The sequence below is a fragment of the Streptomyces sp. NPDC048288 genome (genome assembly GCF_043201555.1).
Lineage (GTDB): Bacteria > Actinomycetota > Actinomycetes > Streptomycetales > Streptomycetaceae > Streptomyces.
On record NZ_JBICZD010000007.1, the window covers coordinates 117,199 to 129,513 of the forward strand.

The following is a 12,315-nucleotide window of genomic DNA, read 5'->3' on the forward strand; positions in this document are numbered from 1 at the left end:
CCCGCACGTGGCGCGGGTCAGGTGCCCTGCACCGCGCCCTCGGTGGCGCCCGCGATGAAGCCGCGGGCGAAGATCGCGAAGACCAGCACCAGCGGCAGCGATGCCATCAGCACCCCGGCCATGACCATGCTGTAGTCGGTGGTGTGGCCGACGTTGAGCTGGGCCAGCTCCACCTGGAGGGTCACGTGGTCGGGGTTGGTGAGCACGATGAGCGGCCAGACGTAGTCGTTCCAGGCCCCGACGAAGGCGTAGATGGCGAGGAAGGACAGCGCGGGCCTGATCATCGGCAGCGCGATGTTCCAGTACTGGCGGAAGAACCCGGCGCCGTCGATGCGCGCGGCGTCGAGGAGTTCGTCGGGCACGCCGTTCTCGATGTACTGGCGCAGCCAGAAGATGCCGAAGGCGTTGGCCAGGGCGGGCGGCACCAGCGCCTTGAGCATGCCGACCCAGCCGATGTTCGACATGAGGATGAACTGCGGCAGGATCGCCAGCTGCAGCGGCAGCATCATGAACAGCAGCAGCGTGCCGAAGAGCACCTTGCGGCCGGGGAAGTCGAACTTCGCGAAGGTGAAGGCCGCGAGTGAGTCGATGAACAGCACCAGGACGGTGGTGACGCTCGCGACGATGACCGTGTTGAGCATCGACCCGAAGAAGTCGATGGTGTTCAGCACGTGCCGGATGTTCTCCAGCAGGTGCGAGCCGAAGGTGAACTTCGGCGGGCTCTTGTAGATGTCCTGGGTGGTGTTGGTCGCCATGACGATCGTCCACACGAACGGGAAGACCGAGAGCAGGACGGCCGCCATGAGGATGATGTGCGCGGTCAGGCCCTTGGGGCGGCGCAGCCGCCGCGCGCGCGGGGCCGGCCGCGTCGGGCCGGCGGTCGTGGCGGCCGTGGTGTCGGCTGTGGTCACGGCTTCCTCCCTCGTTGGGTGATGCGCCAGTTGACGGCGACGAGGACGATGATCAGCAGGAAGAAGGCCCACACGATGGCGGCGCCGTAGCCGTAGTCGTTGTTGAGGAAGGCCGACTGGTAGAAGTACAGCAGCGTGGTCAGACCGGCCTGTCCGGGGCCGCCGAGGTTCGCGTTGGCGGCGTTGCTGGCGAACAGGACCTGGGGTTCGCTGAAGCTCTGCAGACCGTTGATCGTCGAGATGATGACGGTGAACAGGATGATCGGCCGCATGATCGGGACGGTGATCTGGAAGAACGTGCGGACCGGGCCGGCGCCGTCCATCTTCGCCGCCTCGTAGATCGAGGTCGGGATCGCCTGGAGACCGGCCAGGTAGATGATCATGTTGTAGCCGGTCCACATCCAGGTCATCAGCAGCGAGATGACCACCTTGATCAGCCACGGGTTGCTCAGCCACGGCACCGGCGAGATGCCGACCGTGCCCAGGATCGCGTTGACCAGGCCGAAGTTGTTGCTGAACACCGCGCCGAAGAAGATCGCCACGGCCACGATCGAGGTGACGTTCGGCACGTAGAGGGCGATCCGGTAGAAGCCCTTGAAGCGGCGCACCGAGTGCAGCAGCGTCGCCAGCACCAGCGCGCCCAGCAGCGTGGGCACCGTGGACAGCACCCAGATCACCAGGGTGTTGCGGATCGACAGCCAGAAGACCGGGTCCGACCACAGGAACTTGAACTGCTGCAGGCCCACGAACTGCATGTCGCCGAGGCCGTCCCAGCGCTGGAAGGCCAGGTACAGCGAGTAGAAGACCGGGAAGAACGAGAACGCGGCGAAGATCAGGTAGAAGGGCGAGATCGCCAGGTACTGCCGCCAGTACGCCAGCGGGCCGCGCCGCTTGGGCCGGACGGTGCCCGCGGGCGTGGCGCGCCGCGGGCGGAACCGGGCCGGGCCCGGCCCGCCGCGGTGTTCGGGCACCGCGGCGGGACCGGTCACCGGAGGTGACGTCATGCTCAGTTCACCCCCTGCCGCCGGGCGATCTGCTTGGCCTGGCTGACCGCGTCGTTCCAGGCGTCGTCGGGCTTCTTGCCCTTGGCCTCGATGTTGGTCAGTTCCGTCATGTACGGGGCCATGACGGCGGCGTCGGCCGGCGCCTCGTAGCTGTTCGGGACGGCCTTGGCGGCCGGTCCGAACACCTCGATGACCTTCTGTCCGCCGAAGAAGGCGTCGGGGCCCGTCATGGCCGGCATCGTGTACGCGGCCGGGGCGGCCGGGAAGATGGCGGCGTCGGTGAACCCGCGGGCGTCGTTGGCCGGGCTGAGAATCCAGCTGATGATCTTGAAGGCCTCTTCGGGGTTCCGGCACTGCTTGGGCAGCGCCAGGTAGGAGCCGCCCTGGTTGGCCGGTCCCACCGGGTTCGCGCAGACCCGCCACTTGCCCTTGGTCTGCGGGGCGGCCTGCTCGATGTCCAGCGCGTGCCAGGCCGCGCCGAGTTCGGTGAGGAGGTTCTTGCCGACGGCGGCGTTCCAGGAGTTGTCGTTGATCTTGGCGTCGATGCCCAGGGTGTAGGGGCGGACGGCCGTGGTCCACGCGCTGCGGATGTGGTCCTTGTCACCGATGAAGTGGTTGTTCTTGTCGATGAACCGCTGGGTGCCCTGGCCGACCGCGATGTTGAAGACAGAGCTGATGTTGTTGACCAGGAAGGTGCCGGGGTTCTTCTTCTGCAGCTCGGTGCCGAGCGTGAAGTAGTCCTCCCAGGTCGTGACCAGGGCGGCGACCTTGTCGGGGTCGGTGGCAATGCCCGCCTTGGCGAACAGGTCCTCGCGGTAGAAGAGCGCGGTGGGGCCGATGTCGATCGGGAAGCCGATCTGCTTGCCGTCGCTGGTCTGGGCGAGCTTGGTCTTCCAGCCCAGGTACTGCGAGGAGAGCTTCTTGAAGCCCAGGTCGTTCAGGTCGAGGAAGCGGGAGGCGTTGGGCAGGAAGGAGGCTATGTCCTCGCCCTTGATGCCGGTGATGTCCGGCACGGAGGAGCCGCCCGCGGCGAGCGTGGTGGTGAGCTTCTGCTTGAAGTCGCCGCCGATGGACGAGGCGGTCAGCGTCACCGCGCTGCTGAAGTGGGTCTTCGCCTCCGCGACCACCTTGTCGCTGAGCGCACCGCCCCAGTACCACAGGGTGAGGTTCTTGCCGTTCTTGGTGCCGCCCGATCCTGAGCCGCCGCATGCGACGGTCAGGCCGGACGCGGCCGCGGTCAGCGCGGCGGCCTGGAGGAAGCCTCTACGTGAAAGGTCCACGGGTCACTCCTGTTGTTCCTGTTCGTGGTACTGAGGGGCGTGGTACTGAGGGGCGTGGTGCTGTGGGGCGTCGGGCTGTCGGGCGTGGGGGCTGCGGATCGGGCGTGGGGCTGTCGGGCGGGGGGCTGTGGATCGGGTCCGGGTCAGTGCTGCCGGGCGGGCGGGGTGACGGGGGCGTCGCGCACGGGCGGGCCCACGTCGGCCGGGATGCGGTCGGCGAGGAAGCCGTACGCGCGGCGCAGTTCGGGATCGGTCTGTGAGCGCCACCAGCGGTCGACGCCGTACCAGCCGGGGGCGGCGAGCGCCCCGCCGTGCCGCTGGACGGAGAGGCCGGCCGCGAGCACCGCGAACCGGAGCCGCTCGGCCAGCGGCCAGCCGCCGAGCGAGGCCGTGACGAAGCTCGCGCCGAACACGTCCCCGGCACCGGTGGCGTCCAGGACGTCGACGGCCAGCGCCGGGACCTCCGCGTACTCGCCGGTGGTCTGGTCGACGGCCACCGCGCCGTCGCCGCCCCGGGTGACCACCGCCACCGGCACCAGCTCGGCGAGCGTGCCGAGGGCGGCGACCGCGGTGTCGGTGCGGGTGTAGGCCATCGCCTCGGTCTCGTTGGGGAGGAAGGCGTGGCACAGGGCCAGCTGGTCGAGGAGGTCCTGGGACCACTTCTGGGTGGGGTCCCAGCCGACGTCGGCGTAGACGTGGGTGCCGTTCGCGGCGGCCTTGGCGATCCACTCGCGGGGCTCGGCCTCGATGTGCACGAGCGCCGTGCGCGCCTCGGGCGGGTCGCCCATCAGCACGTCCTGGGAGTACGGGGGCTCCTGGCCGTGGGTGACGAGGGCCCGGTCCTGACCGGTGGCGAGGGAGACGGTGACGGGGGTGGGCCAGCCGTCCGCGGTGCGGGAGAGCGAGAGGTCGATGCCCTCCTGGTCGCACAGGACGTCCCGGCAGTACTCGCCGTAGAAGTCGTCCCCGAAGACCGTGGCCAGCGAGGTGCCGAGGCCGAAGCGGGAGGCGGCCACCGCGAGGTTGGCGATGCCGCCGGGGCCGCAGCCCATGCCCGCCGTCCAGATCTCCTCGCCCGCCGTCGGCGGCTTTCCCAGCCCCGTGAGGACGAGGTCGTAGAAGAGCAGCCCGGTCAGCAGCACATCGGGCCTGTCGTCGTCCACGCGCACACCCTCTCGTCAAAACTCGTCAATTTCGATGACCGGAATCGTGCGCCGCTCTGCGAGATTGGTCAATACCCGAGCAGAACTGAGCATGGATTTGATTGAAGATGACGAGTAGTGTTCGCCGCGTGCTGGCAGAACGACGACATCAACTCATCCTGCGGGCCCTGCGTGCCGGCGGCCCCGCGGCTGTGACCGACCTCTCCGAGCAGCTGGGTGTGAGCCCGGCCACGATCAGGCGCGACCTGGTCAAGCTGGAGGAGGACGGGCTGCTCACGCGTGTCCACGGCGGTGCCGTCGTCGAGGAGGGCGACCAGCCCTTCGCCGAGGTCGCCGAGGTGCGGGTGACCGAGAAGGACGCCATAGCCGAGCGCGCCGCGGCGCTGGTCAGGGACGGCCAGTCGGTGCTGCTCGACATCGGCACCACCGCCTTCCGGCTCGCCCGGCAGCTGCACGGCCGCCGCCTCACCGTCATCACCAGCAACCTGGTGGTGTACGAGGAGCTCGCCGACGACGAGGGCATCGAACTGGTGCTGCTCGGCGGCATGCTCCGCCGTGAGTACCGGTCCCTGGTCGGTTTCCTCACCGAGGACAACCTGCGCCAGCTGCACGCCGACTGGCTCTTCCTCGGCACCAGCGGGGTCCGCCCGGGCGGACAGGTGATGGACACGACGGTCGTGGAGGTGCCCGTCAAGCGCGCCATGATCAAGGCGAGCGACAAGGTCGTGCTGCTCGCCGACACCGCCAAGTTCCCGGGGACGGGCATGGCGAAGGTCTGCGGTCCCGAGGACCTGGACATGGTGGTGACCAACGCGCCGGTGGACGCAGTGACGCGGGCCTCCTTCATGGAAGCCCGCGTCGAGGTGGTAGTGGCAGGAAAGGCTCAAGCTTGAATCCTCTCCCCCGGAGCCGAAGGAGATTCCTGGCTCACGCTGCTCAAGCGCTCAGCGAGCGATCGAGTCTTCCGCGATCAACACCAGCCGGGTTGAAACCAGCCCGGGTTCTTGGAGCAAGTACACAGAGACAGTGCGTGCTTGGTTCTCGCAACGCACTAAGCAGACCTTATCCGTTCATGTGGGCAGAGATCCGCCGAACTGGCGAATCTCCGACCCGAGATCTGTTCCGTGAAGGCTCGATCGCTTCGTGGCCTGAACGCGTGGGCATCCTTGGAGGAAGCCGGTGAAACTGACGATTCTGGGCGGCGGCGGGTTCCGCGTGCCGCTCGTGTACGGCGCACTGATGACGGACCGGGCCGAGGGGCGGGTCACCGAGGTCGTGCTGCACGATCTCGACGCCGGCCGGCTGTCCGCGGTCGCCCGGGTGCTGGCCGAACAGGCGGCGGGCGTCCCGGACGCCCCCGCCGTGACCGCCACGACCGACCTGGACGAGGCCCTCACCGGCGCCGACTTCGTCTTCTCGGCGATCCGGGTCGGCGGCCTCGAAGGCAGGGCGAACGACGAACGGGTGGCCCTCGCCGAGGGCGTCCTCGGCCAGGAGACGGTCGGCGCGGGCGGCATCGCCTACGGCCTGCGGACCGTCCCGGTCGCCGTGGACATCGCCCGGCGGGTGGCGCGCCTGGCCCCCGACGCCTGGGTCATCAACTTCACCAACCCCGCCGGACTGGTCACCGAGGCCATGTCCCGGCACCTCGGCGACCGTGTCATCGGCATCTGCGACTCCCCGGTCGGCCTCGGCCGCCGGATCGCCCGGGTGCTCGGCGGGAACCCGAAGGAGGCCTGGATCGACTACGTCGGCCTCAACCACCTCGGCTGGGTCCGCGGCCTGCACATCGCCGGCCGCGACGAACTCCCGCGGCTGCTCGCCGACCCGGACCTGCTCGGCTCCTTCGAGGAGGGCAAGCTCTTCGGCGTCGACTGGCTCCAGTCCCTGGGCGCCATCCCGAACGAGTACCTGCACTACTACTACTTCAACCGCGAGGCCGTCCGCGCCTACCAGCAGGCCGAGAAGACCCGCGGCGCCTTCCTGCGCGACCAGCAGGCGCACTTCTACGAGCAGGTCCGCGACCCGGGGGCGAAGGCCCTGGAGACCTGGGACCGTACCCGCGCCGAGCGCGAGGCCACCTACATGGCGGAGAACCGGGAGACGGCCGGCGCCGGCGAGCGCGACGCCGACGACCTCTCCGGCGGCTACGAGAAGGTCGCCCTCGCCCTGATGCGGGCCATCGCCCGCGACGAGCGCACCACCCTGATCCTCAACGTCCGCAACCGCGACACCCTCGCGGTCCTCGACGGCGACGCCGTCATCGAGGTGCCCTGCCTGGTCGACGCCAACGGCGCTCACCCGGTCACCGTCGCCCCGCTGCCCGACCACGCCACCGGTCTTGTCTGCGCGGTCAAGGCGGTCGAGCGCGAGGTGCTCGCCGCGGCCGAGTCCGGCTCCCGTACGACGGCCGTGAAGGCGTTCGCCCTGCACCCGCTGGTCGACTCGGTGAACGTGGCCCGCAGGCTGGTCGAGGGGTACACCGAGGTCCACCCTGGCCTCGCGTATCTTAAGTAGCCAGCCGCCCGGAAAGCGCTTTCCATCCCTCTTCTGGAGACTTCCATGCACGACGAACGCCGCCGGATCGAGGAGCGCGTAGAGCGCCTCCAGAACCAGCGCATCAAGCCCGCGATCTACGCGGCCGCCGTCCCCTTCGAGGTGGCCGCCTGGCAGGCCCCCGGAGAGCCGGTCTCCTTCGAGGAGGCCGCGGCGGCCCCGTACGAGCCCTTCGCCATGGACACCCCGTGGGGCCCGCCCTGGGGCACCACCTGGTTCCGGATGCGCGGCCAGGTGCCCGCCGAGTTCGCGGGCCGCCGCGTCGAGGCCGTCATCGACCTCGGCTTCGTCGGCGACTGGCCCGGCAACCAGGCCGAGGCCCTGGTCCACCTCACCGACGGGACCCCGCTCAAGGCGGTCAACCCGCTCAACCAGTACGTGGCGATCGCGAACCCGGCGACCGGCGGCGAGGTGATCGACTACCTGGTCGAGGCCGCCTCCAACCCCGACATCCTCGCCAACGACTTCCGCGAGCCCACGCCCCTCGGCGACGTCCTGACCGCCGGCGACAAGCCTCTCTACACCTTCAAGCGCGCCGACATCGCCGTCCTCGACGAGAACGTCTGGCACCTCGACCTCGACATCCAGGTGCTGCGCGAGCTGATGCTGGAGCTCGGTGAGCACGACCCGCGCCGGCACGAGATCGCGCACGCCCTCGACCACGCGATGGACCTGCTGGACCTGGACGACATCTCCGGCTCCGCCGCCGCCGTCCGCGAGGCCCTGAAGCCCGCGCTGTCGAAGCCCGCGCACGCCAGCGCCCACATCGTCTCCGGCGTCGGCCACGCCCACATCGACTCGGCCTGGCTCTGGCCGATCCGCGAGACCAAGCGCAAGACCTCCCGCACCTTCTCCAACGTGACCTCGCTCGCGGACGAGTACGAGGAGTTCGTCTTCGCCTGCTCGCAGGCCCAGCAGTACGAGTGGGTGCGCGACAACTACCCGCAGGTCTGGGCCCGCATCCAGGAGTCGGTGAAGAAGGGCCAGTGGGCGCCGGTCGGCGGCATGTGGGTCGAGTCCGACGGCAACCTCCCCGGCGGCGAGGCGATCGCCCGCCAGCTCGTGCACGGCAAGCGGTTCTTCATCGAGCACTTCGGCATCGAGACCAAGGGCGTCTGGCTGCCGGACTCCTTCGGCTACAACGCGGCCTACCCGCAGCTCGCCAAGCTGGCCGGCAACGACTGGTTCCTCACCCAGAAGATCTCCTGGAACCAGACCAACACCTTCCCCCACCACACCTTCTGGTGGGAGGGCATCGACGGCACCCGCATCTTCACGCACTTCCCGCCGGTCGACACCTACAACGCCCGCTTCAGCGGCGAGGAGATGTCCCGCGCGGTCCGCAACTACGCCGAGAAGGGCGCCGCCACCCGCTCGCTTGCCCCCTTCGGCTGGGGCGACGGCGGTGGCGGCCCCACCCGCGAGATCATGGAGCGGGCCCGCCGGCTGAAGGACCTGGAGGGCTCCGCGAAGGTCGAGGTCGAGCACCCGGACGCGTTCTTCGCCAAGGCCCGCGCCGAGTACGAGGACGCCCCGGTCTGGGTCGGCGAGCTGTACCTGGAGCTGCACCGCGCCACCTACACCTCGCAGGCCCGCACCAAGCAGGGCAACCGGCGCAGCGAGCACAAGCTGCGCGAGGCCGAGCTGTGGGCGACCACGGCCGCCCTGCACGCGCCCGGCTACAGCTACCCCCAGGAGAAGCTCGACCGGCTCTGGAAGACGGTCCTGCTCCACCAGTTCCACGACATCCTGCCGGGCTCCTCGATCGCCTGGGTGCACCGCGAGGCCGAGGCCGAGTACGCCCGCGTCGCCGAGGAACTGGAGGCGCTCACCGGCGAGGCGGTCGCCGCCCTGGGCGGCGGCACGGCCCGCGTCTTCAACACCAGCCCCTACGACCGCGCAGAGGTCGTCCGGGACGCCGCGGGCACCCCGGTGTACGTCGAGGTCCCCGCGGGCGGCAGCGCGCCGCTGACGGCCGCCGCCGAGGCCCCGCAGCCCGTGACCGTCCAGGGCCGGGTCCTCGACAACGGACTCGTCCGGGTGGAGATCGCCGAGGACGGCACCCTGTCGTCCGTGTACGACCACCGGGCCGGGCGCGAGGTCCTCGCGGGCCAGGGCAACCTGCTGCGCCTGCACACCGACCTCCCCAACTACTGGGACGCCTGGGACGTCGACAAGCACTACAAGAACCGCTACACGGACCTCCTGGACCCCTCGGAGATCACGGTCGCCGACGAGGACCCGCTGGTCGGCTCGGTCCGGGTCACCCGCCCGTTCGGCAACGGCTCGACGATCGTACAGACGATCACCGTGCGCGCCGGCAGCCCCCGGATCGACTTCGAGACCGACATCGACTGGCACGAGGCCGAGAAGTTCCTCAAGGCCGGCTTCCCGGTGGACATCCGCGCCGCGCACTCCTCCGCCGAGATCCAGTTCGGCCACATCCAGCGGCCCACGCACACCAACACCAGCTGGGAGGCGGCCCGCTTCGAGGTCTCCGGCCACCGCTGGGTGCACCTCGCCGAGCCCGGCTACGGCGTCGCCGTGATCAACGACTCGACGTACGGCCACGACGTCTCCCGCACGGTCCGCGAGGACGGCGGTACGACCACCACGGTCCGGCTCTCCCTGGTGCGCGCCCCGCGCATCCCGGACCCGGGCGCCGACCAGGGCCGGCACCGCATCACGTACGCGCTGCTGCCGGGCGCCACCATCGGGGACGCCGTCGCCGAGGGCTACGCCCTCAACCTGCCGCTCCGGGTGGCCGACGCGGCGGGCGAGCCGCAGCCGGTGGTCTCGGTGGACGGCGCGGGCGTGACCGTCGAGGCGGTCAAGCTCGCCGACGACGCCTCCGGCGATGTCGTCGTCCGCCTCTACGAGTCCCGCGGCGGCCGTGCCCAGGGCGTCCTGCGCACCGGCTTCCCGCTGGCCGGCGCCCAGGTGACCGACCTGCTGGAGCGCCCGCTGGAGGACGCGGCCACCGACGGCGACAGCGTCTCCGTCGAACTCCGCCCCTTCCAGATCCTCACCCTCCGCCTGCGCAGGAGCTGACCGGATGGCCATGCAACCCTGGTTCACCGACGCCAAACTGGGGATCTTCGTCCACTGGGGCATCTACGCCGTCGACGGGGTCCAGGAGTCCTGGTCCTTCTACGACGACATCGTGCCGCACGACCGGTACATGTCCCAGCTGGACCGCTTCACCGGCGCGAAGTACGACCCGGAGGCGTGGGCGGACCTGTTCGCCCGCGCCGGCGCCAGGTACGCCGTCCTCACCAGCCGCCACCACGACGGCGTCGCCCTGTGGGACACCGCGTACGGCGACCTCAACCTCGGCAAGGACTACCTCGGCCCCTACGCCGAGGCCCTGCGCGAGAAGGGGCTCAAGGTCGGCCTCTACTACTCGCACTCCGACTGGAACCACCCCGACTACGCCTCCACCCGCAAGCCGGGCCGGCCGCCGGAGCTGGAGGACAACCGGTACTCGGAGGTGGCCGCCGAGCACGAGGACCTCGCCGCCTGGGAACGCTTCATCGCCTACCGGGACGGCCAGATAACGGAGCTGGCCTCCCGCGTCCGGCCGGACCTGATGTGGTTCGACGGGGAGTGGGACCGCAGCGAGGAGCAGTGGCGGATCCCCGAACTCGCCGCGCTGATCCGCTCGTACGTCCCGCACGTCGTCTTCAACGCGCGCATGCTCAGCGAGGGCGACTACGCGACGCCCGAGCAGGGCGCCCCCGTCGTGCCCCCGGACGGCCCCTGGGAGCTGTGCCTGACGATCAACGACTCGTGGGGCTACCAGCACCAGGACCACAACCACAAGTCGCTCGCGCAGCTGATCCGCTACTTCACCGAGACCATCGGTGGCGGCGGCAACCTGCTGCTCGACGTCGGCCCCATGGAGGACGGCACCATCCCGCAGCCGCAGGTGGAGCGCCTCGAAGGGCTGGGGGAGTGGATCCGCGGGCACGCGGACGCGGTGTACGGCACCGGGCGCGGCCTGCCGGCCGGGCACCACTACGGGCCCAGCACCCTCTCCGCGGACCGGCGCACCCTCTACCTCACCCTGTTCGACGCCCCGCGCGCCGAGATCGGCGTCCGGGGGCTGGCGACCAAGGTGAACAGGGTCACCGTCCTCGGCACCGGCACCGAACTCGGCCACCGGGTGGTCGGCGGGCTGCACGAAGCGGTCGGCGTGCTGTGGATCGACCCGCCGGCCGCGGCCGACCTCGACCCGTACGCCACCGTCCTCGCCGTCGAACTGGACGGCGAGCTGGAGCTGTACCGGGGCTCCGGTCGGTTCTGAGTGGGTTTGAAGGCAAAAGCCCAGAATTCTCATATGAAGAATTAAGAGAACGGTAAGTTGGCTGGTCACGGCGGCTTTTCGGGCCGCCGTGACCCTGGTGGTTTGCCTCTTGGACACCTTGAGTTCGCCTGGCACCCCTGGGATGCGTGACGGCAGGGACGAGAGAGAGGCATCACCGTGCGAGACCCGCGAATGTCAGCGATCGCCAAGGGGCTGAAGCGCCGGGGACGGCTCATGGCGCAGGCCGTGAGTCCGCCGCGCAAGACCCTGGACGCGATCCCGACCCAGCGTCCGGTCGAGCGCAAGCCGGCCCCCACCAGCGACTACGTGGCCCCGATCGCCCCGCGCCTCGTGGCGTCCCCGGTCTTCGTCCTGTCCTCGGTGCGCTCCGGCTCCACCCTGCTGCGCGTCCTGCTGAACAGCCACAGCCGCATCCGCGCCCCGCACGAGATGCATCTGCGCACGGTCCACGTCCGCATGTCCCGCGACTTCACGGCCGACGCCATGAAGGAGCTGGCCCTGGACCGGGACGAGCTGGAGCACGTCCTGTGGGACCGGGTGCTGCACCTGGAGCTCAGCCGCAGCGGCAAGGACGTCATCGTCGACAAGACCCCGCCGAACACCCTCATCTGGCCGCGCCTGGAGCGATGTTGGCCCGAGGCCAAGTTCGTCCTGCTGCTGCGCCACCCCGGCGCCGTCATCCAGTCCCTGACCAACCGCCGTGCCGAGCCCAACCACGAGGCGATCCGCGCCGAGGTGCTGAGCTACGCCGAGAAGCTGGAAGAGGCCCGGCAGTCGCTGCCCGGCGCCCATGTGATCACCTACGAGGACCTCACCGCCGAGCCCGAGCGGGTCACCCGCGGCCTGTGCGAGTACATCGGGGTCCCGTGGGAGAGCGGCATGCTCGACTACGGCAAGCAGAACCACGGCACCTTCAAGCCGAAGCTCGGCGACTGGTCCAAGGAGATCAAGTCGGGCAGGATCCAGGCCGCCCGGCAGGCCGACCCCACCGCCGAACTCCCGCCCCGCCTCGCCGAGATAGCGAAGGCGTGGGGGTACCCGGTCTAGGCACCCCCACGCCGGTCCACCGCTCCC

General features: G+C 70.0%; 9 protein-coding genes. 5 read left to right on the top strand and 4 right to left on the bottom strand.

Annotated elements, in window-relative coordinates:
* Positions 1-17: 17 nt before the first annotated feature.
* From ACGFZS_RS25445 to ACGFZS_RS25460, 4 genes are all read right to left on the bottom strand, one after another.
* Positions 18-803 carry a carbohydrate ABC transporter permease gene (locus tag ACGFZS_RS25445; RefSeq protein WP_365688200.1) on the bottom strand — a complete coding sequence of 262 codons (786 nt, stop codon included), beginning with the start codon at positions 801-803 and terminating at the stop codon, positions 18-20.
* 104 nt (positions 804-907) lie between these two features.
* Complete coding sequence (locus ACGFZS_RS25450) at positions 908-1,915, bottom strand: sugar ABC transporter permease (protein WP_359213885.1); 1,008 nt, start codon at positions 1,913-1,915, stop codon at positions 908-910.
* 2 nt (positions 1,916-1,917) lie between these two features.
* Positions 1,918-3,195: an ABC transporter substrate-binding protein gene (locus tag ACGFZS_RS25455; RefSeq protein ID WP_393797089.1), complete on the bottom strand. Its 1,278-nt coding sequence runs from the start codon at positions 3,193-3,195 to the stop codon at positions 1,918-1,920.
* A gap of 143 nt (positions 3,196-3,338) precedes the next feature.
* Entirely contained in the window at positions 3,339-4,358 is a 1,020-nt protein-coding gene (locus ACGFZS_RS25460; protein ID WP_365688036.1) for a carbohydrate kinase family protein, read from the bottom strand.
* Positions 4,359-4,486: 128 nt separating this feature from the next.
* Between ACGFZS_RS25460 and ACGFZS_RS25465 the strand changes: the two genes are divergently transcribed.
* From ACGFZS_RS25465 to ACGFZS_RS25485, 5 genes are all read left to right on the top strand, one after another.
* Positions 4,487-5,251: a DeoR/GlpR family DNA-binding transcription regulator gene (locus ACGFZS_RS25465; protein WP_393797090.1), complete on the top strand. Its 765-nt coding sequence runs from the start codon at positions 4,487-4,489 to the stop codon at positions 5,249-5,251.
* 286 nt (positions 5,252-5,537) lie between these two features.
* Positions 5,538-6,875, top strand: coding sequence for a 6-phospho-beta-glucosidase (locus tag ACGFZS_RS25470; RefSeq protein ID WP_393797091.1), 1,338 nt, complete (start codon positions 5,538-5,540; stop codon positions 6,873-6,875).
* A 45-nt stretch (positions 6,876-6,920) separates the two neighbouring features.
* Entirely contained in the window at positions 6,921-9,965 is a 3,045-nt protein-coding gene (locus tag ACGFZS_RS25475; RefSeq protein ID WP_393797092.1) for an alpha-mannosidase, read from the top strand.
* 4 nt (positions 9,966-9,969) lie between these two features.
* Positions 9,970-11,220, top strand: a complete 1,251-nt coding sequence (locus tag ACGFZS_RS25480; RefSeq protein ID WP_393797093.1) for an alpha-L-fucosidase — start codon at positions 9,970-9,972, stop codon at positions 11,218-11,220.
* Between the two features lie 192 nt (positions 11,221-11,412).
* Positions 11,413-12,288: a sulfotransferase family protein gene (locus ACGFZS_RS25485; protein WP_393797094.1), complete on the top strand. Its 876-nt coding sequence runs from the start codon at positions 11,413-11,415 to the stop codon at positions 12,286-12,288.
* Positions 12,289-12,315 lie beyond the last annotated feature (27 nt).

Bases quoted from the DNA above. Each gene is read 5' to 3' on its own strand.
- ACGFZS_RS25475 (WP_393797092.1), top strand. From the start codon at position 6,921: ATGCACGACGAACGCCGCCGGATCGAGGAGCGCGTAGAGCGCCTCCAG.
- ACGFZS_RS25485 (WP_393797094.1), top strand. From the start codon at position 11,413: ATGTCAGCGATCGCCAAGGGGCTGAAGCGCCGGGGACGGCTCATGGCG.
- ACGFZS_RS25450 (WP_359213885.1), bottom strand. From the start codon at position 1,915: ATGACGTCACCTCCGGTGACCGGTCCCGCCGCGGTGCCCGAACACCGC.
- ACGFZS_RS25445 (WP_365688200.1), bottom strand. From the start codon at position 803: ATGGCGGCCGTCCTGCTCTCGGTCTTCCCGTTCGTGTGGACGATCGTC.
- ACGFZS_RS25480 (WP_393797093.1), top strand. From the start codon at position 9,970: ATGGCCATGCAACCCTGGTTCACCGACGCCAAACTGGGGATCTTCGTC.